This window comes from Kitasatospora sp. NPDC086801, assembly GCF_044745805.1.
In the GTDB taxonomy this organism is placed as follows: Bacteria; Actinomycetota; Actinomycetes; order Streptomycetales; family Streptomycetaceae; genus Kitasatospora.
On the sequence record NZ_JBIVAX010000020.1, the window covers coordinates 16,492 to 42,855 of the forward strand.

Sequence of the window (26,364 nt, forward strand, 5' to 3'; positions counted from 1 at the left end):
CGGCCCCGTACGCCCCGCGACCGCCCCGCGGACGCGCCCGTACGACCCCGAACGCCCCCGTGCGCATACGGAAGGGCCCGCACCGGACGAACCGGTGCGGGCCCTTCCGCATGCGGCGGATCAGACCGTGGTGACGACCTGGTCGTACTCCAGGCGCGGCGAGCGCGGGAACCACGCGTCGTCGCCCGGCTTGCCGATGTTGACCACGGCCAGCACCGAGTGCTCGCCGTCGCCGAAGAACTCCTTGTTGATGCCGTCGGCGTCGTAGCCGGTCATCGGGCCGGCGGCCAGGCCGGCGGCGCGCACGCCGATGATGAAGTAGGCGGCCTGCAGGGCGCCGTTCAGCGTGGCGGAGCGCTCGCGGGCGGCGCGCTCGGAGAAGAACACGTCCTTGGCCTGCGGGAAGTGCGGGAACTGGGTCGGCAGCTCCTCGTGGAACTCGTTGTCCGCGGCCAGGATGGCGACCAGCGGGGCGGCGGCGGTCTTGGCCTTGTTGCCGTCCGCCAGGTGCTGGACGAGGCGCTCGCGGCCCTCGGCCGTGCGGACCAGGACGACGCGCAGCGGCTGCTGGTTGAAGGCGGTCGGGCCGTACTTGACCAGCTCGTAGATGGCCTGGACCTGCTCCTCGGTCACCGGCTCGTCGGTGAAGGTGTTCGCGGTGCGGGCCTCGCGGAACAGCAGGTCCTGAGCGGCGGCGTCGAGTACCAGGGCGTCGGTGGTCATGCTTGTCTGCACCTCATGCGGGAGGGGGTTCGTCGGAGTGACCGGCCGTGGCCGGTCACACCATCTCAACATGGGTGAAGTTTCAACGATTCCCCGGCCTCCTGTGAGCCGCGTCACTCGCCGCCCGCGGCCCCGCCCTCCTCGGCGGCCAGCGCCGCGTCCAGCCGGGCCCGGGCGCCGTCCAGCCAGCGCTGGCACACCTTCGCCAGCTGCTCGCCGCGCTCCCAGAGCGCCAGCGACTCCTCCAGCGACGTCCCGCCGTTCTCCAACTGCCGGACCACCTCCAGCAGCGCGTCCCGGGCGTGCTCGTAGCCCAGCGCGTCGTCCGGGGTCGGCGCCGCCGCGCCCTGCTGCTCCTGCTGCTCTGCCATGCGTGCCAGCGTAGGGGCTGGCGCCGACAGAGCCGGCGCAGCGCCGACGGAACGGCCGCGGCGGGGTGAAATCGGATGCACCCGGCCGACCGACCTCGCTACCCTCCGCCGCATGATCGAAGTCCGACCCGCCGTCCCGGCCGACGCCCCCGAGCTCGTCCGGCTGCGCGAGCTGATGTTCGAGGCGATGCCCGGCATGGCCGGCCTGACCGGGCCGGGGCCCTGGCAGGCCACCGCCGAACGGATGCTGCGCGAGCGCCTCGCCGCCCCGGCCGGGGAACTGACCATGCCGTCCTTCGTGGTGGACGACCCGCGGCGGCCCGGCCGGCTCGCCGCCTGCGCGGTCGGCACGCTGGAGCACCGGCTGCCCTCGCCGGGAAACCCGGACGGCCGGTTCGGCTTCGTGTTCAACATCTGCACCGACCCCGGCCACCGGCTGCGCGGCTACGCCCGGGCCTGCACCGAGGTGCTGCTGGACTGGTTCGACGCCCGGCGGGTCGGCCGGATCGACCTGCACGCCAGCAGCGGCGGCGAGGCGCTCTACCGCAGCCTCGGCTTCGGCGAGCACTCCATCGCGCTCTCCCGGCAGCGCTCCTACGAGCCCTGAGCGTCAAACCTTGAGCGTCAAACCTTGAGCGTCGAGCCCTGACCGTCCTCCAACGTGACGCCGGGCGCTCCTACGAGCCCTGGCCGTCTGCCACCGTGACGTCGAAGGACCCGCCCGCCACCCGGGCGTGCAGCCCCTCGCCGTCCGTGACCCGCGCCGGGTCGGTCACCACCGTGCCGTCCGCCCGCTGGAGCACCGCGTAGCCGCGCTCCAGGGTGGCCGCCGGGGACAGCGCGACCACCCGGGCGAGGGTGTGCCCGAGGTCGCTCTGCGCGTGGTCCAGCCGGTGCCGCAGGGTGCGCCGGGCCCGCTCCAGCAGCGCGGTGACCTCCTGGCCGCGCCCGTCCAGCATCCGGTGCGGGGCGGCCAGCGCGGGGCGGCTGCGCAGGCCGTCGAGCCCGTGCTGCTCGCGCTCGACCCGGCCGAGGACGTGCCGCCGGGCGCGGTCCCGCAGCAGGCGGACCTTGGCCAGCTCCTCGCCGACGTCCGGTACCACCCGTTTGGCGGCGTCGGTCGGGGTGGAGGCGCGCAGGTCGGCGACGAAGTCCAGCAGCGGCTGGTCCGGCTCGTGGCCGATCGCGCTGACCACCGGCGTACGGGCGGCCGCGACCAGCCGCACCAGTCCCTCGTCCGAGAACGGCAGCAGGTCCTCGACGCTGCCGCCGCCGCGGGCCACGATGATCACGTCCACCTCGGGGTGCTCGTCCAGCTCCCGGACGGCCGCGCTCACCCGCTCCACCGCGCTGACCCCCTGCACCGGGACGTTGCGCACCTCGAAGCGGACGGCCGGCCAGCGCCGCCGGGCGTTCTCCAGCACGTCCCGCTCGGCCGCCGAGTCGCGCCCGGTGACCAGCCCGACGCACTGCGGCAGGAACGGCAGCGGCCGCTTGCGCTCGGCGGCGAACAGGCCCTCCCTGGCGAGCCGCCGCTTCAGCTGCTCCAGCCGGGCCAGCAGCTCGCCCAGCCCGACCGGCCGGATCTCCGAGGCCCGCAGCGACAGCTGTCCGCGCGCCGCGTACCACTCCGGCTTGGCGTGCACGACGACCCGCGCGCCCTCCTGCACCACGTCCGCGACCTGGTCGAACACCGAGCGGAAACAGGTCACCGTGAGCGACACGTCCGCCTGCGGGTCGCGCAGCGTCAGGAACACCACGCCCGCCCCGGGCCGGCGGCTGAGCTGGGTGATCTGCCCCTCCACCCAGACCGCGCCGAGCCGGTCGATCCAGCCGCCGATCAGCGCGGAGACCTTGCCGACCGGGAGCGGGGCTTCGGGGGAGCTGGTGTTGGCCATGCGTACGAGGTTAGGGCCTGTCCGACCGGCGCCTGCCGACACGCCCCTAGCGGTGTCCGCCGACAGGGCCGCCCGAACGGGCGGAGCCCTGGACGCCCAGCACCACCAGTCCGACCGCCAGCCAGATCAGCCCGACGAGCTGCGCGGTCGTCGAGGCCTCGTAGACCACCGCGGCGATCACCGCGATCCCCAGGGCCGGGACCAGCAGGTGCCGCACCCGGTCCCGGGAGCCGTGCCGCACCGTGTACCAGCCGATCACCGAGGCGTGCAGCAGCGCGAAGGCGGTCAGCGCGCCCACGTTGACCACCGAGGTCAGCTGGTCCAGCCCGTCGTCCCGGTCGGCCGCCCAGACCGCCGCGGCCATCGTGATCACCGCGGCCGCCAGCAGCGCCCGGCGCGGCACCGCGGTGGCCAGGTCGACCGTGCCGAGGCGGCGCGGCAGCCGCCCCTCCCGGCCCATCGCGTAGACCAGCCGCCCGGCCGCCGCCTGCCCGGCCAGCGCCGCGAAGGCCGCGCCGATCGCCTTGCTGGCCGCCACCAGGACGTGCAGCCAGTGCCCGATGCCGCTCTCCACCGTGTCGTAGAAGGCCGAGCCCTGCGCCGCCGGGTCGGCCGCCAGCTGCTGCGGGCCGAGCGGCTCCAGCAGCGCCGCCAGGTAGGTCTGGACGACGAACAGCACCCCGGCCAGTGCCAGGCACCAGAGCACCGCCCGGGCCACCGCCGCCGAGGCGCCGACCGCCTCCTCGACGAAGGTGGCGATCGCGTCGAAGCCCAGGTAGGAGAGCACCGCGACGGACACCGCCGAGATCACCGCGGTCAGCGAGAAGGCGCCGACGGCGGTGAACGGGGTGTCCCAGCCGCGCCGGGCGCCGTCCTGGACCAGTGCCACCACGGCCGCGGCGGCGAACACCGCCAGCACCGCGATCTCCAGGGCGAGCACCGCGAAGCCGACCGCGGCCGCCGTCCGGACGCCGACCAGGTTGAGCGCCGTGGTCAGCACCACCGCGAGCGCCGTCCAGACCCAGCGGGAGACCTCGGGCACCAGCGAGTTCAGCGCGATCCCCGAGAACAGGTAGGCGACCGCCGGGATCAGCAGGTAGTCGAGCATCGCCATCCAGCCGGCGATGAACCCGGGCCCCTCGCCCAGCCCGGCCCGCGCGTAGGCGAACACCGAGCCGGTCCGCGGCACCGCGCGCACCATCTGGGCGTACGAGAAGGCGGTGAAGCCCATCGCGACGGTCGCGGCCAGGTAGACGGTGGCGACGGCGCCGTGGCTCTTGGCGTCCAGGACGCCGAACACGCCGACGGGTGCCATCGGAGCGATGAACAGCAGGCCGTAGACCATCAGGTCGCGGACACTCAGGCTGCGGCGCAGGCCGCCCGGTTCCGTTTGCCCGTTCGGGGAGCTCATAGACACCACATTTGAGCACCGACGACCGGGTCTGTCCGGAAAGCGCCTCCCGTCGGCGCGGCTCGGCGCCGCCCGTACGATGGAGCCATGTCCAACACCGCGCCGCGCCGTGTCCTGCTCGCCGCCCCCCGGGGCTACTGCGCGGGTGTCGACCGCGCCGTGATCGCCGTGGAGAAGGCCCTGGAGCAGTACGGGGCGCCCATCTACGTCCGCAAGCAGATCGTCCACAACAAGTACGTGGTGCAGACCCTGGAGAAGAAGGGCGCGATCTTCGTCGACGAGACGGAGGAGGTGCCCGAGGGCTCGATCGTGGTCTTCTCCGCGCACGGCGTCGCCCCGTCCGTCCACGACGAGGCGAAGGCCGGCCGACTGGCCACCATCGACGCCACCTGCCCGCTGGTCACCAAGGTGCACAAGGAGGCCGTGCGCTTCGCCGACGAGGGCTTCGACATCCTGCTGGTGGGCCACGAGGGGCACGAGGAGGTCGTCGGGACGATGGGCGAGGCCCCGGACCGGATCCACCTGGTGGACGGCGCGGAGGACGTCGCCAACGTGCGGGTCCGGGACGAGTCCAAGGTCGTCTGGCTGTCCCAGACCACCCTGTCGGTGGACGAGACCATGGCCACCGTCGGCGAGCTGAAGAAGCGCTTCCCGGGGCTGGTCAGCCCGCCCAGCGACGACATCTGCTACGCCACCCAGAACCGCCAGGTCGCGGTGAAGCAGATGGCCCCCGAGACCGACCTGCTGATCGTGGTCGGCTCCAAGAACTCCTCCAACTCCGTCCGCCTGGTCGAGGTCGGCCTGGAGTACGGCGCCAGGGCCGCCCACCTGGTGGACTTCGCCGAGGAGGTCCAGGAGTCCTGGCTGGAGGGCGTCGGCACGGTCGGCCTGACCAGCGGCGCCTCCGTCCCGGAGATCCTGGTCGAGGGCGTGCTGGAGTGGCTGGCCGCGCGCGGCTACGACACGGTCGAGACGGTCAAGACCGCCGAGGAGCACCTGACCTTCTCGCTGCCCAAGGAGCTGCGCCGCGACCTGCGCGCCGAGGCGGAGGCGGCGGGCAAGCTGTAGGACCGGCCGTAGGGCGTGTCCCCGCCCCGTCACGCAGAGCCCGGCACCCCCGTGTGGGGTTGCCGGGTTTTCTGCTGTGCGTCCCCGCGTGCCCTCTCGTAGTTTTGTGCACAGGCTGTGGACAGGCGGTCCGCGGCCCCGGCGGAGGGTGGACGTGATGACGGCGGTATTCGGCGTGGACATCGGCGGTTCGGGCATCAAGGGCGCTCCGGTCGACCTCGCCCGGGGCGTGCTGGCCCAGGAGCGGTACAAGGTGCTCACCCCGCAGCCGTCCGCCCCCGAGGCCGTGGTCGCCGCCGTCCGCGAGGTGGTCCGCCACTTCGACCACCAGGGCCCGGTCGGGCTCACCTTCCCCGGCGTGGTGGTCGGCGGCCGGACCAGGACCGCCGCCAACGTGGACAAGGGCTGGATCGGCCTGGACGCCGCGGGCCTGTTCCGCGAGGCGCTCGACCTGCCCGCGACCGTGCTCAACGACGCGGACGCGGCCGGCCTCGCCGAGACCGTGCACGGCGCCGGACGCGACCAGTCGGGCGTGGTGCTGGTGCTCACCTTCGGTACCGGCATCGGCAGCGCGCTCTTCGTGGACGGTGCGCTGGTGCCCAACACCGAGCTGGGCCACCTCGAACTGCGCGGCAAGGACGCCGAGCGCCGGGCCTCCTCGGCCGCCAAGGATCGGCACGAGCTGACCTGGGAGCAGTGGGCCGGGCGGGTCGACGAGTACCTGGACCTGGTCGAGATGCTGTTCTCGCCGCAGCTGATCGTGATCGGCGGCGGGGTGAGCCGCAAGCACGAGAAGTTCCTGCCGCTGCTGCGGGAGCGGGAGGCACGGGTGGTGCCGGCCGAGCTGCGCAACGACGCGGGCATCGTCGGGGCCGCCATGGCGGCGGCCCGGGCGGCGGGCTGAGGCCGCCCGCCCGAGGCGCCGCTCAGCGGGAGCGCTGGATCCGGCGCTGGGCCACGAACCGGGCGAGCACGATCAGCGCGGCCAGCCCGGTGCCGGAGAACAGCCAGCCGGCCCGCAGCGCCAGCCCGGTCGCCAGCGCCACCACCTGGGCGGTGACGCCCGAGGAGGTGACCGGCCCGAGCAGCAGCAGCGCCAGCGCGAAGGCGATCGGCCCGCTGATCGGTGCGGCCAGCAGGTCGACGTAGCGCACCCGGACGGCCAGTTGGAAGCAGACCAGCAGGTAGCCGACGCCGAACAGCCAGCCGAGGCCGTCGAACAGCAGCCGGTCCAGGCCGGCGACGGCGAGTGTCGCCAGCACGGCGACCACGCCCGTGCCGATGGCGGTCAGCCGGGTCGGCCGTCCGGTCCGGCGCCGCCCGTACAACGGGGCCTCGGATCCTCCGCGCAGCGGCAGCCGCAACCGCAGCTTGGGGGTGGCCGGGCGGCTGGCGGCGGGCGGCCCGGCCACCGGGCGTGGCCGGGCGGCGGGGGCTCCGGCGGACTCGGGAGCCCGTCCGGGCCCGGGGACGGCGGCCCCGGCCGCGCCGTTCGGCGGTCGGCGTCTGGGCCCTGGCGGCTGGGTACGGATGCTCTGCTCCACCCGCCCAACGTACGGTCCGATCATCGCCACACTGTGTAATGGACCGTTCAGGTCTTGTCCCGTGTCTCCTGACGGAGTACTGATGTGATCGTCGCTCAGTGGTCTGACCTGTCCGGCCCAGTCGACGCACCATGATCATCTGACCGCGTGCGGGGGACCGCATGACCACCGGATTCGCCTTCGAACGGCTCCACCGCGTCCAGCTCGACATCCCGGCCGGCGCCGAGGACGAGTGCCGTGCCTTCTGGGCCGGCGTCCTCGGCATGACGGAGCGGGAGAAGCCGCCGGTGCTCGCGGCGCGCGGCGGCTGCTGGTTCCGCGGCGGCGGCGTCGAGGTGCACCTCGACGTCACCCCGGACCTCCGCCCGGCCCGCAAGGGCCACCCGGGCATCCGAGCGGGCTCGCTGGACGCGCTCGCCGAACGGCTCACCTGCACGGCCACCAGGTGGTCTGGGGCGGCGAGCTGCCCGGCCACCGCCGCCTCCACACCGGCGACAACCTGGGCAACCGGCCGGAGTTCCTGGAGCCCCTCCCGGCGGCGACGGGGGCGTGAGGTGCTGCCCGTAGACTTGGGGGTCGGCGCGCACGGTGCCGACCCAACTCCTCCAAGCCCACGGGACTGCGCTTCATGTCGCTCACGATCGGAATCGTCGGCCTGCCGAACGTCGGCAAGTCGACCCTGTTCAACGCCCTGACCAAGAACGACGTGCTGGCGGCCAACTACCCGTTCGCCACCATCGAGCCGAACGTCGGCGTCGTCGGCGTCCCGGACGCGCGGCTGGCCAAGCTCGCCGAGATCTTCGGCTCCCAGCGCATCCTCCCGGCCACCGTCGACTTCGTCGACATCGCCGGCATCGTGCGCGGGGCCAGCGAGGGCGAGGGCCTGGGCAACAAGTTCCTCGCCAACATCCGCGAGTCGGACGCGATCTGCCAGGTCGTGCGCGCCTTCACCGACCCGGACGTGGTGCACGTGGACGGCAAGGTGTCGCCCAAGGACGACATCGAGACCATCCACACCGAGCTGATCCTGGCCGACCTCCAGACCATCGAGAAGGTCCTGCCGCGACTCCAGAAGGAGGCGCGCCTGAAGAAGGACACCGCCCCCGTGCTGGCCGCCGCCGAGGCCGCGCAGGCGGTCCTGGAAACCGGCAAGACCCTCTTCGAGGCCGGCTTCGACACCACCCCGATCCGCGACCTCCACCTGCTGACCGCCAAGCCCTTCCTCTACGTCTTCAACGTGGACGAGGCCGAGCTGGCCGACGAGGACTTCAAGAACCTCCAGCGCGAGCTGGTCGCCCCGGCCGAGGCGATCTTCCTCAGCGCCAAGATCGAGTCCGAGCTGATCGAGCTCGACGACGCCGAGGCCCTGGAACTGCTCCAGTCGATGGGCCAGGACGAGCCCGGCCTCGCCACCCTCGCCCGGGTCGGCTTCGACACCCTCGGCCTGCAGACCTACCTCACCGCAGGCCCCAAGGAGACCCGCGCCTGGACCATCAAGAAGGGCGCCACCGCCCCCGAGGCCGCTGGGGTCATCCACACCGACTTCCAGAAGGGCTTCATCAAGGCCGAGGTGATCTCCTTCGCCGACCTGGTCGAGACCGGCTCCATCGCCGAGGCGCGCTCCAAGGGCAAGGCCCGCATCGAGGGCAAGGAGTACATCATGCAGGACGGCGATGTGGTGGAGTTCCGCTTCAACGTGTGATCGGTGACATGGCACGGCGCTTTTGATCTGGCAAACATGCAGGTCAGGGGGGTCTGTTCCTTTCGGTTCAGGCCCCCTCGCCGCTCCCGTGCTGACTTGGTGCTGACCTGGAGGCACCCCTGATCACCCCTCGTCAGCCGTCCGGTGCTGACTTCGTACTGACTCCGGCGACGCTGGTGGTCAGGGCCGCCAGCCGCTTTGCAGTGCTGGTGATGTCGTACCGGCGCGCGTTGTCCAGCCCGGCTCGGACCAGGGCGTTGCGCCAGTACACGTCGCGGGCCAGCTCGTCGAGTGCAGACGCCAGGCTCGCCGGGTTGCTCGCCGTGAACGGGCTGCCGGCGTGACGCAGGATCTCCGCCATTCCGGACAGGTTCGCGTAGACGACGGGGAGGCCGTGGGCCTGTGCCTCGATGGCCACCAGGCCGAACGCCTCCGAACCGGCGGTCGTGAAAACCAGAGCGTCGAACTCGTGAAAGCGATGCCACAGCTCCTGGCGGGGCAGGAAGGGCACGAACTTCACCCGGTCCTGGATGCCGAGGGCGCGGGCGCGCTCACGCAGTACTTCCTCCTCGGGGCCCTGGCCGATGATGGTCAGCCGGTGCGGCTGGCTTGTCATAGCGACGGCCTCGATGCCGGTCACCGCGGACTTGTTGGCGTCCAGGCGTCCGGCATACACCAGAGACAGCGGTCCGGTCCCGGCGGACGGGTACTCGCGTACCCGGATGTCGTCCAGGGAGATGCCCCAGGGGATCACGGCAATTCGGTCGACGCACCGCCTTCTGGTGAGCTGGTCGATTCGGCCGGCGAGGGCGGCGGTCGGGGCCACAACCGCGGCGCTCGCGGCAACGACCTCATGCAGCAGCTCGCGGGCCCGCTCGTCGCGCTCGGCGACGATCACCTCCGGGCCGTGGGTAATGGAGATCACCGGGATGCTGCCCGAAGCTCGAACGAGTGCCAGGCTGAGAGCGAACCCGGGGTTCTGGGCGTGGATCACGTCGGGCCGGCTCTGCTCGATAAGCGCGCCGACCTCGCGGGTCAGCCGAGCAAGGTAGGCGTCGAATTCGGGGCCCTGGGGGCGCTTCGGCGTGGCCAAGGGGATCAGCTCGTCGAACGAGTAGTTCCAGGCCGGATCGACCGGTTCCCGGCCCAGGAACGTCGTGCTGAACTCCGGCATCGCCCCGTAGATGTCGTTCACGATGATCGTGCTCCCGGACGAGGGCCCGGAAGTCCGGTTGATGCCGGTCAGGATGCGGAGCTTGGCGGTCATGCAGCTACCTCGTTCATCTCGCGCTGACGGGGAGGCGCCCACCACGACGCCAGGTGCGGTGTGACGGTGGCCTGGATTTCCGTGACCGGGTGCAGAAAGCCCCTGGTGTCCCGCTCCGCCGTCCACACTCGGACCGACGCCCGGGGATAGGCAGGCTGGATTCCGATCTCCCCTTTTGGGAGGAGTCCATTGAAAGGGGTGGGAATTCCATGCTGATTCCAGAAGGCCCATGCCTCAAGGGCCTTGGCCTTCTCGAATTAGTGGTACAGCTCCCCGTAACGGGGGAGGTAGCGGACCTCGCGGAAGAGCATCTGGCCGATCAGCCCGGGCGCGAACTCCTGGACCGTCCCGAGACCGGCGCCCTGAAAGCTGACCGCCGCCGCATCCTGGAGCGGGTGCAGTGCGGTCTGGGCGAGAAGGTGGGACAGCCGCCGCCGTACGTACTCGGCGGCTCCCGCGCTGAGACCCGGTTCGATCCCGCTGATCAGTCGGACGAGCCTGTCGTAACGCGGTGCGAAGCGGGACAGGTCGAACAGCTTGCCCATGGTGTCCACCGCGGAGAACGCCAGCGCCTTGTAGAGCCGGCAGTTCAGCTCCCCGACCTGGGCGAGGGACTTGGTCTCTGGGGCGGTGGAGTGGAGCATCAGGTACTCGGACAGAACTTCGAAGTACAGGTAGCCGAGGAACGGCACCATGACCACGGCCTCGGACAGCCGGTCGACGAACTCCGGTGCCGCGGTGGGACGACCGGAGGCATTGCGGAGGGCGAGGTCGAGGAACTCGGCGGCCCCGCGCAGGCCGGCCAGCACGATGCGGTCGATCCGGCTGGTCTCGGCCGGGGTGAGGAAGCTCCGGTAGTGCCGGTAGATCCGCAGGTGGATCGCGCCGAGATGCAGGTAGTCAACGCCCAGGGGCCGGATCGGGGCGTCCGGGGTGACCTCGAAGATCAAGGGCCGGGTGGAGGGCTTCGTCTCCATCAGGTAGGCCCCGAGGTTGTGAGGCCGCAGTCCCTCGCGCTCGGCTGTGAGGGGCGAGCAGTACAGGGCCCCGACCAGGCAGCCGGAGGCGACGTGCAGCTGTCGGCCGGCCCGGATGGCGTCCAGGCCCCGGGTGGTGTGCAGCAGGTTCAACGGTCGGCCGCTCACCAGTGCCGCGGTCAGGGCGGGCGCAGGACTCGACGAAGGAGAGGTCCGGTGCGCCGTCGCGCAGCGGCGTCGGCACGGTGATCACCGCGATGTCGTAGCCGTCGGCCAGCGAGGTGGCGTCGGCGGTCACGGAGTAGGCCCCGGAGTCCAGCACCGCGCGCAACTGGGCGGAGGTCACGTCCTGTACGGACGACTCACCGGCGGCGAGCCGCTTGGTACGGTGCTGGTCCACGTCGTAGCCGACGACGCGATGACCGGCTGAGGCGGCCCGCACAGCGAGCGGCAGACCGACGTAGCCTTGTCCGGCAATAACAACCCGCATGACGACTCCAACCGGGTAAAGGAGCAGCTGTGCCGCTCGTGTCTGTCGTGATGCCGGTGCACAATTCGGCCTCCACCGTCGGCTCCGCGGTTCGGTCGGTGCTCGCGCAGACGCACGGCGACGTGGAGGTGCTGATCACCGACGACGCGTCCACCGATGACTCCTGGGACCTGCTGATGGAACTTGCCCGGCAGGATGAGCGGGTCCTACCGCAGGCGGCGCCAGAGCAGGGCGGTGCGGGCCGGGCGCGCAACCTCGCGATGGAGCACGCCCGGGGGGAGTGGATCGCCTTCCTGGACGCCGATGACCTGTGGCTACCAGGGAAGGTGGAGAAGCAGCTCGACCTGGGAGCCGCCACCGGCGCACTCCTCACGCACACCTCGTACTACAAGATGGGTGCCGAGTACGCCGGCGAGGCTGCCGATTTCCTTCCGAACGGCCGCGTGGTTCGAGCACGCGACCGGGTGAACTATCGGGCGATGCTGGTACAGGACCACATCGGGTGCCTGACCGCGATGTATTCCCGGAAGGCGCTGGGCACGCGCCTGATGCCGGAGATGCGGCGGCGCCAGGACTACGCCCTGTGGCTGTCGATCATGCGTGACGGCGTCGAGGCGCGGGGACTGTCGGAGCCGCTGGCGGTCTACCGGTCCGGCCGTGCGGGGTCGCTGTCCAGCAACAAGCTGTCGCTCGTCCCGTACAACTGGGAGCTGTACCGTCAACACGAAGCGTTGTCAGTGCCCCGGTCGCTCGGGGCGCTGGCCGGTGCGACGTGGGCCAGCGTGCGGAAGTCGCGGATCTAGCTCGGCCGGCCGGTGTCCCGCAGGAACGCCTGGAGGAGCCGCCTGCGATCGTCCGGTGCCACGTCGTGCTGTCCTTCGCCGAGCGCCTGGCGGCCGTGGAGCACGCGGTGGTGGTTCAGGAACAGGTCGCCGCCCTTGAGGGTGAAGACCTCCTGCCCGGCGATCAGCTGCGCCGCCAACTCCCGGGCCGCGTTGGCGTGCGGCTCGTCCATGCCGGACCGGGTGAGCATCTTGCCGGTGAAGCGGACGAAGCCGCGGTCGTGGGGCTCACCGTCCAGGACCGGGAACGGACGGAACTCCTTGCCGACGTCGGACAGCTCGAAGAACCGGCCGTAGGTGAACACCGGCTCAGCCAGCAGGTCGCGGCTGGTCTTCGTCAGGCGCTCCACGGCAGCACGGGCGTCGGACACGATGCTCGCGCCCCCGCCGAGCGGGTCGGGCCGCTCGCACAGGAGCGCCGTGTAGTCCGGCGGCATCGTGGCGTTGACCAGGTCGATGTGGTGCGCCTGGTAGCCCGTCCCGCTGGTCATGTTGGGGTCCTTGCCGGGCTGGGTGCCGATCGGCTTCCACAGCTCGTACCGCTGCAAGGGCTGGAACGGGACGGCAACTTCGGCGAGGATCGCCGTCACCAGGCGCAGGAACTGGACCTCGCCCAGCGCCGGCGCGACGTTCCCCAGGCGCACCACGGCACGGCCGGCACCCGCGGTGCTCAGCTTGGCGCGCAGGGCGGCCATGGTCTCGGCGAACTGCTGGACCGGGGCCAGCCCGGTCCGGTACCGCTCGATCGTGGAGGCCGCCAGGAAGGTGCCGTCCATGGTCGAGGTGGGGAGCGTTCCTCCGATCTCGACGAGAGCCTCTTCCAGCTCTCCCGGCAGATCGAGGAAGACGCCGTCCGCCGGGTCCGGCCTGCTGGGTGCCGCCGCGATGTCGAACGAGGACATGTGAACTCCTCTCCTGGGCCATCCTTCCGGCGAGTGCCAGAGGGAGGGCCTGGGGGTTGGTGCCCCGGCACGCCGTTGTGCCGGGGTCTTACATGGCGCCGCTCCTGTGGGCGCCTCCGCCCGTCTGACCGAGACAATCTGAGGGCGGAAATCTGCTTCACCAAGGGGAGGTTGCGCTAGCACCCAGGCCAGGCCCGCGAACATCTCCTCTTCGGTGGCTTGCTCCAGGCCCTCCTGGGCCTCGTCGTCGAAGGTCGTCAACTGACCGGAGCCGAAACGCCGTTCACGAGAAGCGGCAGGTGGTTTTCGTGTTCCCACGAGTCCCAGGCGTCTTGAACGCGGCGACTCTGGCCGTCGTTCATCACGGTGGCGACCTTGGATCGGGGCACCCAGTGCAGCCGGCGGATTTCCTTCGGCGGCCGGTGCAAGCGAACGATCTCGTTCTGCTCGGGCCTGATCAGCCCGCCGCTGTACACGAGGTCGATTCCCTCCGGGAACTTCGCCGCGGACACGTAATCCACGGCGAGGATGCTCCGGAGGGGTAGGACGAGGCCAGTCTCCGTTTCGAGGTGGCGACGGGTCGCGAAGTGCGGCAGCTCGCCCTGCTCGGCGCCGCCACCGGGGAGGGTCAACCCGTCCATGTACTCGGGATCGACCATGAGCGCCTCGATCCGGCCCGACCCCTCCGGGTCCACGCGGAGGACGAGAGCCTGCTGACCCAATCGCCTGCCCGGAGGGTTCTTCATGATGCCGATGTTGCTCAAGTGTGCTCCAACTGTCCGAAATTGACGTCGAGCCGCTCCCCGCCGGGGGGGGGGGCGGCGGGGAGCGACGCGCGCTCGACGAGGGCCTTCGCCGCCAACGCAGCCCTCGGAGCTGGCCGACAGGCGGAAGGAGGTGGCCGCCTGCCGGCCCCCATCCGCGCACCACGGATGGGGGTTTGAACCCCGCCGTCGAGGGGGCAGCGCCAACGACCTCGACGACGGGAGTTGTAGGAGGGGATAGCTTGTTTCAGGCCGATTTGATGCCTCTGGACCGAATGTCGGCCCGAAGCATCGGGGCGACCAAGTTCGGCGGGGCGGGGTGGTTGTCGGACGCCGAGGACGCGGTGGAGGTCCGGGAATTGCGGAGTTGCCGCATTTGGGCGCCGTTGATCTGGGCCTTCAGGTCGCTCAACAGTGCGGTGCTCAAGCGGAGTTCGAGGATGGGAGGTGGCTCGACCCCGTCGGGGTCGGGGCGTATGCCGAGTACGATCAGGCGCATCGGATACGCGACGGGATCAAGCCCACCGGAGTCCGTGGGGTCTACTTCCTGGACAATGATTCGGCTGCCACTCCAACTCGGCCCCGAGCTGACTTCCAAGGGACGGAGTACAAGTGGCTCCTCGGGCAGGGTGGTTGGAGTCATCGTCGGCTTCCCCCTTGAGTGTGAAACAAACGACCTTGGACCCGTTGAGCTGGTCAATGTCGTCGGCGTGCCAGTGGGACAGGCTGTCCATCAGCTCGTAGCCGCGACCACCGGGGGCGGTGGGGGTAGCGCTACGCGGCATCGGGGGCCTGATGGACCAGTCCTTCACCTCGATCCACCAGGGACGCCCCTCCAGCGCGACGAAGGTCACCCGGCAGGGCGTCTCGGCGTGCACCAGCGCGTTCGTGACCAGTTCGCTAACCAGAAGCTCGGCTTCGTCAGACCTCTCGCCGATCTCTTCGCAGCACTGACGGACAAACCCCCGAGCAAGCGCCGCGGCCTTGGGATCGGCTGCGAAGTCGCGGGAACGGACCAGCCGGACGAGGCTGCTGAGGTGGAGATGGTCAAGCTGGATGGGCACAGCTCCTCCAAGATTTGCCGGAGGGGCTGCGCGCCATGGGGGACGCACTACACTCCGCCATTGGCTGGACGCGCTTGGTGCTCTCCCAGTGTGGCTTCGCGCGAAGTTCGCGCGCAAGCCCTTCGCGCGAATACTCCCAGAAATCACTCCCCAGGGGCATGTGCCAGGCGGGGGGCGATACCCTGCACCAAGGAACAGCCCTGAGGTCCCCGGGAGGAGGAGCCTTGTCCGTGAACCCGCAGGCGTCACGCACTCGACGGGCGTTCGGTCGGCAGATGCAAGCCCTTCGCGAGCAGGCCAGGCCGCGGGTGACCCAGAAGGCGGCGGGCGAGGCGATCGGCAAGTCGAGGGACCTCGTCTCGTTTATCGAGCGCGGTGGTCAGTGGCCGACCGAGGAGCAGTTGGGCATCCTTCTGAGGCTCTACGGGGCAGATGACGCCACGCACGCGATGATGGAAGCGCTCTACCAAACCGCACAGGAGGCTGTCGCGGTGTGGTGGATGGAGTACCCGGGTCTCCCGAAAGACCTCATCAAGCTCATCGAACTTGAAGATGTCGCCGAACGGGTCCTGGTCTACGGTGGCGGCACCATCCCCGGACTGCTTCAGATCCCCGAGTACATCCAGGCCTTGTTCCGCTTCGAATCGCAGGAGTTCGGCGCCGCCCAGTCGGAGTTGCTGGCTGAGGTCCGCCGCCTGCGGGGCGATGTGCTCACTCGCCACCGTCCTCTCGTGCTGGACACTCTGGTGGCCGCCGGCGCCCTCCGGGAGAACACCGGCGGGCACGACGTTATGCGCAAGCAGCTCGAACACCTGCTGACGATGGGCCGTCGTCCGAACGTCACCATCCGGATCATTCCGAGGGAGGCTCCGGTAGCCGCGAGTGCCACCGCGCCGTACTGCGTCTTCGACTTCCCGAGTGACCCCAGCATGAGGCAAGCGGATGTCGCGGGCGGGCAGGCCTTCACGGAAGACGCGAAGGCGGTTCGCTATGCGCGGCGGCAGTACGACTACCTGGCCGGATTCGCACTCTCGCCGGAGGACTCAATGCAGCACATCGAGCAATTGATCAAGGACAAGTGACATGGACAAGGGCATCCTTCGCTCCGCCGACCTCTCCGAGGCCGTATGGACGAAGTCGAAGCGGAGCGGTACCAGCGGGGACAATGCCTGTGTAGAGGTGACCCCCATCTTCGTCGGTGGCAGCCGACTCGGGACAGCCATGCGGGACTCCACCGACCCGAACGGTCCGGTGCTGTTCTTCTGGAACGGGGAGTACGAGGCGTACGTGGAGGCCATCCGCGACGGGCAGGAAGACCTGCTTGCCCCCTGAGCCCACAACTTGCAGTTGCCCCCGAGTCGATCTGGTCCGGCTCGGGGGCAACGCATTTCCGACCGAAGGTGCGCTTCAGCCTGTGGACAGGTCGAAAGCGCCCCGATCAACGTCCGGTAGCTCGTCGTACCCGTCCACGTAGTCAACGCCGTTCAGGTGGGCGGCGATCTTCCCTACCCCTCGCTCGCAACGGTAGCGGGCGGCCCGGCCGGTGACGCCCTGGAGCGTGCCGGCCTCCTCGTCCGGAACGTCGGCGCCGTACCGAAGCAGGAGGGCCTGGCGCTCACCGAGAGAGAGCGGAGCGGTCGCCCACCCCTGCCGGATGTCGGCGAGGTGGGCGAACAGCAGGCCGGCCGTCCGCTTGTCGACCGTGGCTTTGGGCATGTCGGCGTCGGGCGCGGTGGGGTTGCGGATCCCGTACGCCGCCTCGCGGTCCCAGACGGCGGGGAGCAGGTGTTCAACCAGGCGCCGGTCGTACCCGCTCACCGCTCAGCCCCCTCTACACCGAGGCGGGCGGCCTCGTACGAGGTGTGCCCGGACCGTCGTCGTGCTTCGGTGAGCCAGCGGTCCCGAAGCCGCTGGCCGAGCCAGCGATGTGGCCGTCCTTGGTGATCGCCACCATCAGGCCGGGCGCCCCGGTGGTGCCCTTCGCGTGCCGCCACCAGGTCGATTCCGCTTCCATCGCGGGAGGCTGGAGGAACGTCCTCGGGCCATCGGTGTCGACGTCTCGTGGTGAAGATGGCCGGCGAGCAGAAGATCGGCCTGGTGCATCGCCGAGTTCTTGTTGAACGTGTGATCGTTCCATTACTGCATGTCACTTGATTTGGCAAGTGTGCAGGTCGAAGAGGGTCGGACTCCACGGAGTCCGGCCCCCTCCTCGTTGCCGTGCTGACTTGGTGCTGACTTTCGGGCGTCCCTACCGGTCGTCGACTGACTCGGAAGCGCACTCGGGTGGTACGTTATTCGGTACCACTCGCCGAAGGGGGTATGCGTCATGTCCATCACCGCGAGCGAGGCCCGCAGGGATCTCTTCCCGTTGATCAAGAAGGTCAACGAGGATCACGACGCCATCGAGATCGTGTCCAAGCACGGAAATGCCGTGCTCGTCTCTGCCGAGGACTATGCCGCCCTGCGTGAGGGCTCGTACCTCCTGCGTTCGCCGGCGAATGCGCGTCGCCTGCTCAAGGCGTACGACAATGCGCTGAACGGTATAGGGCTCTCCGAGCGCACACTCATCGACCCCGACTCGGCTGATGCCGGGCGGGGTGTCGAGTGAGGCTCGTCTTCGAAGAACAGGGCTGGGAGGACTACACGTCCTGGCTCAAGAGCGACCGCAAGATGCTCGCGAGGATCAACAAGCTCATCGAGGACGTGTTGCGCGACCCGTTCACCGGCATCGGCAAGCCCGAGCCGCTGAAGTACCACTTGCCGGGAGCCTGGTCGCGGCGGATTGATGACGAGCATCGCCTCGTCTACTTGGTGACGGACCGGGAGATCGTCATCCTCGCCGCCCGCTATCACTACTGATCGCCCGCAACCGGGCCGCCGTTGAGGCGGGCGGCGGCCGGACGGGGGGAGGGCTCCCCGCTCGACGCCGGCGGAATCGAGCGGGGCGACCGGGCGGCAGCCCCGGTCAGGAGCGGACGGTGACGGTCAGCGTGCCGTCCGGCGCGGCGGTCACGGTGACGTCGTCGAGGGTGTCGGCGTGGGCGTCCGGCCGGTGGGCGGCGGCGCGGGGGCCGATGCCGATGACGCGGAGGCCGGCGGCCCGGGCGGCCGCGATGCCGGCGCCGGAGTCCTCGAAGGCGAGGCAGTCGGCGGGGGCGAAGCCGAGGGTGGCGGCGCCCTTGAGGAAGCCCTCCGGGTCGGGCTTGCTGGCGCCGACGGACTCGGCGGTCACCAGGACGGGCGGCAGCGGCAGGCCGGCGGCGCCCATCCGGACCCGGGCGAGCGGCTCGTCGGCGGAGGTGACCAGGGCGTGCGGCAGGTCGGCCAGGGCGGCGAGGAAGGCGCCGGCGCCGGGGACCGGGACGACGCCGTCGGTGTCGGCGCGCTCGTCGGCGAGCATCCGCTGATTGTCGGCGAGGTTGAGTTCCACCGGGCGGTCGGGCAGCAGCTCGGCCATGGTCGCGTGGCCCTGGCGCCCGTGGGCGACGGCCAGGACGGCGACGGGGTCGAGGCCGTGCTGCTCGGCCCAGCGGCGCCAGCAGCGCTCGACCACGGCGTCGGAGTTGACCAGGGTGCCGTCCATGTCCAGGAGGAGGGCGCGAGCGGTCAGCGGGAGGGGGGCGGCGGGCATGGGGCTGCTCCTCGGGCAAGGAAAGGCGAGCTCTTTGTTCCTTGATGATACAAAAGATCAGCCGAGCAGATGGGCGTTGACCGCGCGAGCCTCCTCGGCGAGCTCCGGCAGCTCCACCACCTCGACCCCGGCCGCCGCGAGCAGGGCCGTGCCCTGGCAGTCGGTGACGAAGAGGTCCGGCTCGCGCCAGGCCACCACCACCCGCGGCACGCCCGCCGCGATCAGCAGCCGGGCGCACGGCGTCGGCCGCGAGGCGCGCCGCCCGCACGGTTCCAGCGAGCTGTAGACGGTCGCCCCGCGCAGCCGCGGGTCGCCGGCCGGGAGCTTGCCGAGGGCCGCCTCCTCGGCGTGGTCGTGCGCGTCGCCCTCCCGGCTGTGGCCCTCCGCCAGCACCTCGCCGTCGGCGCCGACGATCACCGCGCCGACCGAGAAGGCCGTCGCGGACGGCGGGCAGCGGCGGGAGAGTTCGACGGCCCGGCGCAGGTGGTCGAGGTCGCTGGTCGCGGGACGGGCTCCGGTCACGGGGTGGGCTCCTTCGGGGCGTACCTGAGCAGGACGACGTCGCCCACCGTACGTGCCTCCAGCAGGCGCATCCGCCGGGCCGGGCCGCCCGGGAAGGCGGCCGGTCGGACGAACCGCGGCGCCTCGGCCTGGCCGACCAGCAACGGGGCGACCGCCAGTTGGAGCTCGTCCGCCAGGCCCTGGGCCAGGAACTGGGTGTGCACGCCGCCGCCCCCCTCGACCATCAGCCGGCGCACCCCGCGCGCGCCCAGGTCGTCCAGCACCGCGCCGAGGTCCACCGTGCCGCCGAGCGCGACCACTTCGGCCAGCCCGTCCAGGCGGGGCCGCAGCGCGGCGGCGCCGGTGTCCGTGGTGTAGGCGAGCCGGGCGCCGCCGGTGTGCCAGAAGCGCAGGCCGGCGTCGAGCGCGCCGCTCGCGCTGAGCGTCACCTTCAGCGGGTGCTCGGCGCGGCCGGCCGCGAGCCGGGCGGCCCGGCTCGCGGGGTCGTTGACCAGCAGGCGCGGATTGTCGGCACGCAGCGTGTTGCCGCCGACCAGGATCGCGTCGGCGGCCGCGCGCTCGGCGTCGACCCGGTCGAAGTCGGCCCGGTTGGAGAGCAGCAGGCGGTCGGGGGAGGCGTCGTCGAGGTGGCCGTCGAGGGACATCGCGGCGCTCAGCAGGACGAAGGGGCGCTGGCCGGGCATGGGCGGGGGGACCGTTCTGTCGGGTGCGCTCCACGGTACGGCCGCCGGGGGTGGTACGACCGCCGGGTGACCGACAGGTGAGACGAATCTTCTCGACATGTGGAACATTCGCTAGCGTCGAAGGCGTCGCGGAAACCGACCACGCCCCAGGGGGACGCCATGACCGGACAGCAGCCCGCCACCGTCTACACCCACGGCCACCAGGAGGCCGTACTGCGCTCGCACCGCTCCCGGACGGCGGCCGACTCCGCCTCCTACCTGCTGCCCGAACTGCGGCCCGGGCGGGCGCTGCTGGACATCGGCTGCGGGCCCGGCACGATCACCGCGGACCTGGCCGAGCTGGTCGGCCCGGACGGGCGCGTGGTGGCCGTGGACACCTCCGCCGAGGTGCTGGAGCAGGCCGCCGCGTACGTGGCCGGCCGGGGCTTGTCCAATGTCGTGTTCGAGGTCGCCGACGTCCACGAACTGCCTTACCGGGAGGGCGAGTTCGACGTGGTGCACGCCCATCAGGTGTTGCAGCACGTGGCCGACCCGGTGGCCGCGCTGCGCGAGATGCGCCGGGTCGCGGCGCCGGGCGGAGTGGTCGCGGCCCGGGACGTCGACTACGCGTCGATGACCTGGTTCCCCGAGGCGCCCGCGCTGGACCGCTGGCTGGAGCTGTACGCGCGGATCGCCCGCGCCAACGGCGGCGAGCCGGACGCCGGGCGGCGGCTGCTGTCCTGGGCGCGGGCGGCGGGCTTCACCGACATCGCCGCGACCGCCACCACCTGGACGTACGCGACGCCCGAGCAGCGCGCCTGGTGGGGCGGGATGTGGGCGGACCGGGTGACCGGCTCCGCCATCGGCCGGACGGCGGTGGAGCGCGGCTTCGCGGACCAGGCCGAACTGGAGCGGATCGCGGTCGGCTGGCAGGAGTGGAGCGCCGCCGGGGACGGCTGGTTCTCCATGCTGCACGGCGAGATCCTGGCGCGCGGCTGACCGGGGCCGGGCGGCGGCTGCTGTCCTGGGCGCGGGCGGCGGGGGCGGGCGAAACGGTCGCGCGGGTGTTCGGAAAGATCGGGTAAAGTCGCGCGTCCGCTCGTACCGGGGCCGTTCGGGCCCGTCCGGCCCGCTGCTGGAGGGGCGAGCCGACGAGTCGAGCTGCCGAGTCGATGCCCGTACCGGCGGGCCGGGGGAGTCCACGTGTCCAAGCCTGAGTCCGAGCCGCCCGCGTCGGGGCCGGAGTCGCCCGCGGTCGATCCCCGCAAGCCGGCCCACGAGGCCGCGCCGACGGATCAGGCCGAACGGGCGGGGCGGCCGGGCCGGGCGGAGCAGCCGGATCAGCAGGCACCTGCCGTCCCGACCGCACCCGTCGCCCCACCCGCACCTGCCAGCCCGTGGGCCGCGCCCCTGGCGTCGCAGGCCCCGCCGCAGCCGCCGCCCCCGCCGTTGCCCGCCGGCGGCTGGGCGTCGGTGCCGCCCGCCCCGCAGCCAGGCTTCCAGCCCGGCTTCCCCTACTCCCGGGCCGCCCCCGTCACCAACGGTTTCGCGGTCGCGGCCCTGGTGACCGGCCTGATCGTGGTGGCGCCGGTGGCCCTGGTGTTCGGCATCATCGCGCTGGTCCAGATCAACCGCCGCAAGGAGCGCGGCTTCGGCATGGCGGTGACCGGCCTGGTGCTCGGCGTGGTCGGCACGGTGCTGTTGTCGCTCGCGGTGGTCGGTTCGACCTTCGAATTCTCCGGGGGCGGCCGGTTCGGCCAGTCCGCGAAGGGCCCGGCCGGTTCCGTCCCCTGGGCCGCGCTGAAGTCCGGGGACTGCTACAACACCCCCGCGAACGGCAGCCGGGCCGACCCCGAGGGAGGCGACGAGACGCTCTACTGGGTCCGCCGGGTGCCGTGCTCGTCCCCGCACCACGGCGAGGTGGCCGGCACCGCCCGGATCCCGGCGAGCGACGGCCCGTCCTACCCGGGCGAGGCGACGGTCCGCCTGCGGGCCGCCGAGCTGTGCCGCACGGTGCTCGACGACTACGCCCTCGACCAGTGGGCGATCCCGGACGGCATGGACGACATCTACCTCTACCCGACCCGGGGCAACTGGACGTCCGGCGACCGGTACGTCACCTGCGCCTACGAGGACCGCGACGGCGAGCACCTGGGGACGGTCCGCACCGACCGGGGCAGCCTGAACCCCGCCCAGCTGGCCTACCTGGAGGCCGTCCGGGGCTTCAACGACGCCTACGCGGAGCAGCCGAGCAAGGGCTTCGCCGACGCGTCGTCCGAGTACCGGACCTGGGCCCGGCGGATGTCCACCGCCTCCCGCGCGGAGGCCGCGGCGCTGAACAAGGCGTCGGCGGCGTGGCCGGCCGAGGTCAAGCCGGCGGTCCACAAGCTGGCCGCGGCCCAGGAGGCGGCCGCCGCCGCATGGGACGCCGCGGCCTCCGGCGACGACCTGGAGGGCGACGTGCGGCGGGCCAGGGCGCTGGTGACCAAGTCGGTGCCGATCAGCATCGAGGTCCGGCGCGGGCTCGGCCTGTCCACCGGCGAGCAGGTGCCCGACCTCCGGGTCTGAGCCGCCGACGGGTGCCGGCGCCGACGGGTCCGGGGTGCCGGCAGGCCTGCGGCGCGGACGGGCCTGCGGTGCCGGGCGCGCCGGGTTACCCGCCGTTAACCGCGCCCGTACCTGCCGGTAGCGAGCCGCCCGTAGCGTCGTGGGGCGGATCCCCGGCCCGACCCCCACGCAGGCCGGGGATACGCTCCCCGCCATGAGCGTCTTTCGGGTGATGCGGCAGGACGACAACGGCAACCGCTTCCTGGTCGCGGGAGGGCTCGAACGCGCCGAGGCGGAGCGGCTGGCGGCCGAGTTCGAGGCCCGCGGCCACAAGCAGCTGTACTGGGTCGAGGCCGAGCCCGAGGCTGCGGACGGTCGACGGCCCACCACGTCCTAAGGTCGGGTCCATGGACAAGGCCAGCGAGACCCCCGTCGAGCCCCGGATCGTCGTCGGCGGCGCCCTCATCCACCGGGGCCGGGTGCTCGCCGCCCGGCGCAGCGCGCCCGCGGCGGTGGCGGGGCGCTGGGAGTTCCCGGGCGGGAAGGCCGAACCCGGCGAGACCGAGGCGCAGGCGCTGGAGCGGGAGCTGTCGGAGGAACTGGGCGTCCGGGCGCGGGCGCTGGAGCGGCTGCCGGGTGCGTGGAGCGTCCGGCCGGGCCTGGAGCTGCGCTTCTGGGCGGCCGAACTGCTGGCCGGTGACCCCCGCCCGCTGGAGGACCACGACGAGCTGCGCTGGCTCGGCCCGGCCGAGCTGGACAGCGTCGACTGGATCGAGCACGACCGGGAGGTCCTGCCGCACGTCGCCCGGTTGCTCGGCGTCTAGCCGGGGCGTGCCTGACAACTCCCGCCGGACGGGCCCGAGGTCCTTGTCCGGCTGGAGCCGGTGTACGACGCGCAGCGTACGGGGTAGGTCAATCAGACAAGACGACCCAGCGGCCGGGATAGCCTGGGTTCTGCTGGGTATGTCACTTTTCGGCACCATTCGTCACCATCGGTGAGCCGCCCCAGCCGGCGACGCCGATCCCGACCAGAGCCGGAGGCCCCGTCGGTGTCGAGTACCGGGAACGGCGGCGGAGGAGCACGGCGGACAGGCGCCGCGGGGAGCGCAGCCGCCCGCGCCCGGCTGCGTCGGGGCGCCCAGCCCGCCGCCCCGCAGCCGCAGGCCGGCCGCCGTCGCCGGGACGCCGCCGATGCTCCCGAAGCCCCGCGGCCCGACCAGCCGGTGCCGACCCTGGCCGTCCCCGATCCGGGCGCCCGGCCCGGCGTGCGCAGCCGACCCGCCCGGCCGTTCCCCGGCGGGCCGTCCGACGCCCCGTACGGCCTCGGTGCGCCGGCCGAGGGCAGCCTGCTCGACATGCTGAAGGTCGCCATCGCGATCCTGGACACCGCGGGCCGGGTGGTGCTCTGGAGCCCGGCCGCCGAGGAACTGCTCGGCTGGCCGAACGAGCTGCTGGTCGGCCGCCGGATCGACGAGCTGATCCCCGACCAGGAGCAGGTCGTCCGGATCCGGGCCGCGATCCAGGACGCCCTGCGCCACGGCCGCTGGGCCGGCAACGCCGAACTGCGGGACCGGGACGGCGCGCCGGTCGCGGTGGACGCCCGGATCTCCCTCCTGGTGGACGGCGACGGCACTCCGTTCCTCCAGGTCAACCTGGCCGAGGCGGCCGCCGTCCGGGCCGTCGAGCGCGACCTCGCCGTCCGTGACGCGCTGTTCGAGCAGTCCCCGCTGGGCATCGCGATCATGGACACCGAGCTGCGCTACACCGCCGTCAACCAGACCCTGGCCGGGATGAACGGCGTCGCCCTGGAGGACCACGTCGGCCGGACCACCGGCGAGACCCTGCCCGAGCGGGCTGCCGACGAGATCACCGCGATCCAGCGCCAGGTGCTCGCCACCGGCGAGCCGGTCATCGACGTCACCCTCGCCTCCCCGATCACCGCCCGCTCCGGCTACCGCTCGATCTCCTACAGCCGGATGACCGACCGCTCCGGCCGGGTGCTCGGCATCTCCGGCACCGTGATGGACGTGACCGAGCGCTACCGGGCCGTGGCCAAGGTCGAGCACGCCCGGCGCCGGCTCTCGCTGCTCAACGAGTTCGGCTCCCGGGTCGGCGACCTGCTCGACGCCACCCGGATCGCCCAGGAACTCGCCAGCTCCGTCGTCCCCCGGCTCACCGACCACTCCGCGGTGATCCTGCTGCAGGCCGTCGCGCACGGCGACGACCTGCCCCGGCACGGCCACGACCGCCGCACCTCGCTGCTCCAGCTCGGCACCGCCTCCGTCCAGGACGGCCCGGAGGTCGAGGTGATGCTCCGCCGCGGCGCCCGGATCACCTTCGCCGAGGACTCCGCGTGCGGCCGGGTGCTGCGCACCGGCGTCCCCGAGCTGCTCTCCGGCGCCGACCAGCTCGACGACGTGACGTACCCCGGCGACCCGAAGACGCAGGCCGCCCACGACCTGGGCGTGCACTCGATGCTGGTCGTCCCGCTGCGCGCCCGCGGCATCGTGATCGGCCTGCTGCTGGTCAGCCGGGGCGGCTACCGGGAGGGCTTCGACCGGGACGACCTGGCCTTCACCGTCGAGCTGGCCGACCGGGCCGGCAGCTCGCTGGACAACGCCCGGCTGTACGCCCGCGAGCGCACCGCCGCGCTCACCCTCCAGCGCACCCTGCTCCCGCAGCAGGTCCCGCAGCCCACCGGCGTCGAGGTCGCCTACCGGTACGTGCCCGGCAGCAGCGGCACCGAGGTCGGCGGCGACTGGTTCGACGTCATCCCGCTGCCCGGCGACCGCACCGCGCTGGTGGTCGGCGACGTGATGGGCCACGGCCTGCGGGCCGCCGCCACCATGGGCCGGCTGCGCACGGCCGTCCGGGTGCTGGCCGCCCTCGACCTGCCGCCGGACGTCCTGCTGCGGCACGTCCACGAGCTGGCCGACGACCTGGCCCAGGGCCCGGACGAGGCGCTGCTCGCCACCTGCGTCTACGCGGTGTTCGACCCGGGGACGGCCAAACTGACCGTCGCCAAGGCCGGGCACATCCCGCCGGTCCTGGTGGTGCCGGGCGAGGAGGGCGGGGAGCCGACCCGGACCGGCGGCCCGCTGCGCGGCGGCGCCGGCCGGATCCTCGACCTGCCCTCCGGTGCCCCGCTCGGCGTCGGCGGCGTCCCGTTCGAATCCGTCGAACTGAAGATCCCCGAGGGCAGCCTGCTCGCGCTCTGCACCGACGGCCTGGTCGAGTCCCGGGACAAGGACCTCGACGTCGGCCTCGGCCGGCTGGTCACCGTGCTCCAGCAGCCGCACGCCTCCATCCAGGCCGCCTGCGAGGCCGTGCTCGACACCATGGAGCAGGGCCGTGAGCCGGACGACGTCGCGCTGCTGCTGGCCCGGCTCGGCCACGGTCAGGTCGGCACCCCGACGGCCGGCTGGACCCTGCCCGCCGAGCCCACCGCCGTCTCCCGGGCCCGCCGGCTGGTCCGTTCCACGCTCGTCGAGTGGGGCGTCGAGGAGCTCACCGACACCGCCGAGCTGCTGGTCAGCGAGCTGGTCACGAACGCCGTCCGGTACGCCAGCGCCCCCATCGGCGTGCGGCTGACGCTCGGCGAGACGCTGCTGGTCGAGATCTCCGACCCGCTGCCCGACCCGCCCCGGGAGCGGCACGCGGCCGAGGCCGACGAGGGCGGCCGGGGCCTGGAACTGGTCCGCCGCCTGGCACTGCGCTGGGGCGCCCGGGCCGAGGGCATCGGCAAGGTGGTCTGGTTCGAGCAGGCGCTGCCGGGTAATGAGCCGGACGAGTCATAGGGCGCGCAGCGGGTCGGGGGCGTGAGCCCGAGTGGGGGCGAGGAGGGCGGGGCCGCATGTGCCAGCAGGTGGCCGGGGGGAGCGCGCGGCCCGGAAGGGGGCGCGGGCGTGGCATTGTGGTTGCGCGGGCGGTAGGACAAAAACCTTCGCCCGATCTGATGTTGTGATGTTGAGGGCGTGTG

The 26,364-nt window shown here is 72.1% G+C and carries 27 protein-coding genes and 3 pseudogenes; 15 read left to right on the top strand and 15 right to left on the bottom strand.

Translation table 11 applies throughout. From position 1 onward, the window contains the following. Window positions 1–120: 120 nt before the first annotated feature. Together ACIPLC_RS21280 and ACIPLC_RS21285 are read right to left on the bottom strand one after the other, a co-directional pair. Window positions 121–723, bottom strand: a complete 603-nt coding sequence (locus tag ACIPLC_RS21280) for a malonic semialdehyde reductase (RefSeq protein ID WP_400474561.1) — start codon at window positions 721–723, stop codon at window positions 121–123. 113 nt (window positions 724–836) lie between these two features. Then, complete coding sequence (locus tag ACIPLC_RS21285) at window positions 837–1,094, bottom strand: exodeoxyribonuclease VII small subunit (protein ID WP_400474562.1); 258 nt, start codon at window positions 1,092–1,094, stop codon at window positions 837–839. A gap of 112 nt (window positions 1,095–1,206) precedes the next feature. On the opposite strand from ACIPLC_RS21285, the gene ACIPLC_RS21290 reads away from it, so the two are divergent. Next, a complete protein-coding gene (locus ACIPLC_RS21290) occupies window positions 1,207–1,701 on the top strand; it encodes a GNAT family N-acetyltransferase (RefSeq protein ID WP_400474563.1) in 495 nt (164 codons plus the stop codon). Between the two features lie 70 nt (window positions 1,702–1,771). On the opposite strand, the gene xseA is transcribed toward ACIPLC_RS21290, so the two are convergent. Both xseA and ACIPLC_RS21300 read right to left on the bottom strand, forming a co-directional pair. Further along, window positions 1,772–2,992, bottom strand: a complete 1,221-nt coding sequence (gene xseA, locus ACIPLC_RS21295) for an exodeoxyribonuclease VII large subunit (protein WP_400474564.1) — start codon at window positions 2,990–2,992, stop codon at window positions 1,772–1,774. Between the two features lie 46 nt (window positions 2,993–3,038). Then, entirely contained in the window at window positions 3,039–4,403 is a 1,365-nt protein-coding gene (locus ACIPLC_RS21300; RefSeq protein WP_400474565.1) for an APC family permease, read from the bottom strand. Between the two features lie 87 nt (window positions 4,404–4,490). Here ACIPLC_RS21300 and ACIPLC_RS21305 point away from each other — a divergent pair, with 87 nt between their 5' ends. Then, complete coding sequence (locus ACIPLC_RS21305) at window positions 4,491–5,471, top strand: 4-hydroxy-3-methylbut-2-enyl diphosphate reductase (RefSeq protein WP_400474566.1); 981 nt, start codon at window positions 4,491–4,493, stop codon at window positions 5,469–5,471. A gap of 157 nt (window positions 5,472–5,628) precedes the next feature. Further along, entirely contained in the window at window positions 5,629–6,375 is a 747-nt protein-coding gene (ppgK, locus tag ACIPLC_RS21310) for a polyphosphate--glucose phosphotransferase (protein ID WP_400474567.1), read from the top strand. A gap of 22 nt (window positions 6,376–6,397) precedes the next feature. Here ppgK and ACIPLC_RS21315 read toward each other — a convergent pair whose 3' ends face one another. After that, window positions 6,398–7,015 carry a DUF6542 domain-containing protein gene (locus ACIPLC_RS21315; RefSeq protein ID WP_400474568.1) on the bottom strand — a complete coding sequence of 206 codons (618 nt, stop codon included), beginning with the start codon at window positions 7,013–7,015 and terminating at the stop codon, window positions 6,398–6,400. Between the two features lie 161 nt (window positions 7,016–7,176). Between ACIPLC_RS21315 and ACIPLC_RS21320 the strand changes: the two are divergent. After that, window positions 7,177–7,568, top strand: a pseudogene (locus ACIPLC_RS21320) (glyoxalase). Window positions 7,569–7,643: 75 nt separating this feature from the next. Continuing rightward, window positions 7,644–8,717 (top strand): redox-regulated ATPase YchF, encoded by a 1,074-nt coding sequence (gene ychF / locus ACIPLC_RS21325; protein ID WP_400474569.1) that lies wholly within the window; start codon window positions 7,644–7,646, stop codon window positions 8,715–8,717. A gap of 133 nt (window positions 8,718–8,850) precedes the next feature. Here the strand turns inward: ychF and ACIPLC_RS21330 are convergent, their stop codons facing one another. The 3 genes and pseudogenes from ACIPLC_RS21330 to ACIPLC_RS21340 all read right to left on the bottom strand — a co-directional run. Further along, window positions 8,851–9,984, bottom strand: a complete 1,134-nt coding sequence (locus ACIPLC_RS21330) for a glycosyltransferase family 4 protein (RefSeq protein ID WP_400474570.1) — start codon at window positions 9,982–9,984, stop codon at window positions 8,851–8,853. A gap of 257 nt (window positions 9,985–10,241) precedes the next feature. Then, the gene (locus tag ACIPLC_RS21335) at window positions 10,242–11,129 is read right to left on the bottom strand and encodes a hypothetical protein (protein ID WP_400474664.1); all 888 of its coding nucleotides are present in this window, start codon (window positions 11,127–11,129) and stop codon (window positions 10,242–10,244) included. Window positions 11,130–11,148: 19 nt separating this feature from the next. Continuing rightward, window positions 11,149–11,451, bottom strand: a pseudogene (locus tag ACIPLC_RS21340) (NAD(P)-binding domain-containing protein); the annotation flags it as partial. A gap of 29 nt (window positions 11,452–11,480) precedes the next feature. On the opposite strand from ACIPLC_RS21340, the gene ACIPLC_RS21345 reads away from it, so the two are divergent. Next, window positions 11,481–12,254 carry a glycosyltransferase family 2 protein gene (locus tag ACIPLC_RS21345; protein WP_400474571.1) on the top strand — a complete coding sequence of 258 codons (774 nt, stop codon included), beginning with the start codon at window positions 11,481–11,483 and terminating at the stop codon, window positions 12,252–12,254. Here the strand turns inward: ACIPLC_RS21345 and ACIPLC_RS21350 are convergent. The 3 genes from ACIPLC_RS21350 to ACIPLC_RS21360 form a co-directional block, all read right to left on the bottom strand. Beyond that, complete coding sequence (locus ACIPLC_RS21350) at window positions 12,251–13,195, bottom strand: TauD/TfdA family dioxygenase (protein WP_400474572.1); 945 nt, start codon at window positions 13,193–13,195, stop codon at window positions 12,251–12,253. The genes ACIPLC_RS21345 and ACIPLC_RS21350 overlap by 4 nt on opposite strands. 257 nt (window positions 13,196–13,452) lie before the next feature. Further along, entirely contained in the window at window positions 13,453–13,959 is a 507-nt protein-coding gene (locus ACIPLC_RS21355) for an NUDIX domain-containing protein (protein ID WP_400474573.1), read from the bottom strand. Window positions 13,960–14,474: 515 nt separating this feature from the next. Next, complete coding sequence (locus ACIPLC_RS21360; RefSeq protein WP_400474574.1) at window positions 14,475–15,023, bottom strand: ATP-binding protein; 549 nt, start codon at window positions 15,021–15,023, stop codon at window positions 14,475–14,477. A gap of 230 nt (window positions 15,024–15,253) precedes the next feature. On the opposite strand from ACIPLC_RS21360, the gene ACIPLC_RS21365 reads away from it, so the two are divergent. Together ACIPLC_RS21365 and ACIPLC_RS21370 are read left to right on the top strand one after the other, a co-directional pair. Further along, window positions 15,254–16,105: a helix-turn-helix domain-containing protein gene (locus ACIPLC_RS21365; protein WP_400474575.1), complete on the top strand. Its 852-nt coding sequence runs from the start codon at window positions 15,254–15,256 to the stop codon at window positions 16,103–16,105. Between the two features lies 1 nt (window position 16,106). Then, a complete protein-coding gene (locus ACIPLC_RS21370; RefSeq protein WP_400474576.1) occupies window positions 16,107–16,355 on the top strand; it encodes a DUF397 domain-containing protein in 249 nt (82 codons plus the stop codon). A 75-nt stretch (window positions 16,356–16,430) separates the two neighbouring features. Here the strand turns inward: ACIPLC_RS21370 and ACIPLC_RS21375 are convergent, their stop codons facing one another. Continuing rightward, window positions 16,431–16,841 (bottom strand): hypothetical protein, encoded by a 411-nt coding sequence (locus ACIPLC_RS21375; protein ID WP_400474577.1) that lies wholly within the window; start codon window positions 16,839–16,841, stop codon window positions 16,431–16,433. A gap of 13 nt (window positions 16,842–16,854) precedes the next feature. Continuing rightward, a complete protein-coding gene (locus tag ACIPLC_RS21380; RefSeq protein ID WP_400474578.1) occupies window positions 16,855–17,037 on the bottom strand; it encodes a hypothetical protein in 183 nt (60 codons plus the stop codon). Between the two features lie 312 nt (window positions 17,038–17,349). On the opposite strand from ACIPLC_RS21380, the gene ACIPLC_RS21385 reads away from it, so the two are divergent. Both ACIPLC_RS21385 and ACIPLC_RS21390 read left to right on the top strand, forming a co-directional pair. Then, window positions 17,350–17,631, top strand: a complete 282-nt coding sequence (locus ACIPLC_RS21385) for a type II toxin-antitoxin system prevent-host-death family antitoxin (protein ID WP_329927349.1) — start codon at window positions 17,350–17,352, stop codon at window positions 17,629–17,631. Further along, window positions 17,628–17,882, top strand: a complete 255-nt coding sequence (locus ACIPLC_RS21390) for a Txe/YoeB family addiction module toxin (protein WP_400474579.1) — start codon at window positions 17,628–17,630, stop codon at window positions 17,880–17,882. Before ACIPLC_RS21385 ends, ACIPLC_RS21390 begins: the two co-directional genes overlap by 4 nt. Before the next feature lie 106 nt (window positions 17,883–17,988). Here the strand turns inward: ACIPLC_RS21390 and ACIPLC_RS21395 are convergent, their stop codons facing one another. Both ACIPLC_RS21395 and ACIPLC_RS21400 read right to left on the bottom strand, forming a co-directional pair. Further along, entirely contained in the window at window positions 17,989–18,654 is a 666-nt protein-coding gene (locus ACIPLC_RS21395) for an HAD-IA family hydrolase (protein WP_400474580.1), read from the bottom strand. 57 nt (window positions 18,655–18,711) lie between these two features. After that, window positions 18,712–19,859 (bottom strand): annotated as a pseudogene (locus ACIPLC_RS21400) (dihydrofolate reductase family protein). A 159-nt stretch (window positions 19,860–20,018) separates the two neighbouring features. Between ACIPLC_RS21400 and ACIPLC_RS21405 the strand changes: the two are divergent. The 5 genes from ACIPLC_RS21405 (at window position 20,019) to ACIPLC_RS21425 (ending at window position 26,182) form a co-directional block, all read left to right on the top strand. Beyond that, on the top strand, window positions 20,019–20,837 hold the full coding sequence (locus tag ACIPLC_RS21405) for a methyltransferase domain-containing protein (protein ID WP_400474581.1): 819 nt from the start codon (window positions 20,019–20,021) through the stop codon (window positions 20,835–20,837). Window positions 20,838–21,041: 204 nt separating this feature from the next. Next, window positions 21,042–22,406, top strand: a complete 1,365-nt coding sequence (locus ACIPLC_RS21410) for a DUF4190 domain-containing protein (protein ID WP_400474582.1) — start codon at window positions 21,042–21,044, stop codon at window positions 22,404–22,406. Window positions 22,407–22,599: 193 nt separating this feature from the next. Then, a complete protein-coding gene (locus tag ACIPLC_RS21415) occupies window positions 22,600–22,782 on the top strand; it encodes an SPOR domain-containing protein (protein WP_400474583.1) in 183 nt (60 codons plus the stop codon). Window positions 22,783–22,792: 10 nt separating this feature from the next. Further along, entirely contained in the window at window positions 22,793–23,209 is a 417-nt protein-coding gene (locus ACIPLC_RS21420; RefSeq protein WP_400474584.1) for a (deoxy)nucleoside triphosphate pyrophosphohydrolase, read from the top strand. Between the two features lie 225 nt (window positions 23,210–23,434). Then, on the top strand, window positions 23,435–26,182 hold the full coding sequence (locus ACIPLC_RS21425) for a SpoIIE family protein phosphatase (RefSeq protein ID WP_400474585.1): 2,748 nt from the start codon (window positions 23,435–23,437) through the stop codon (window positions 26,180–26,182). Window positions 26,183–26,364 lie beyond the last annotated feature (182 nt).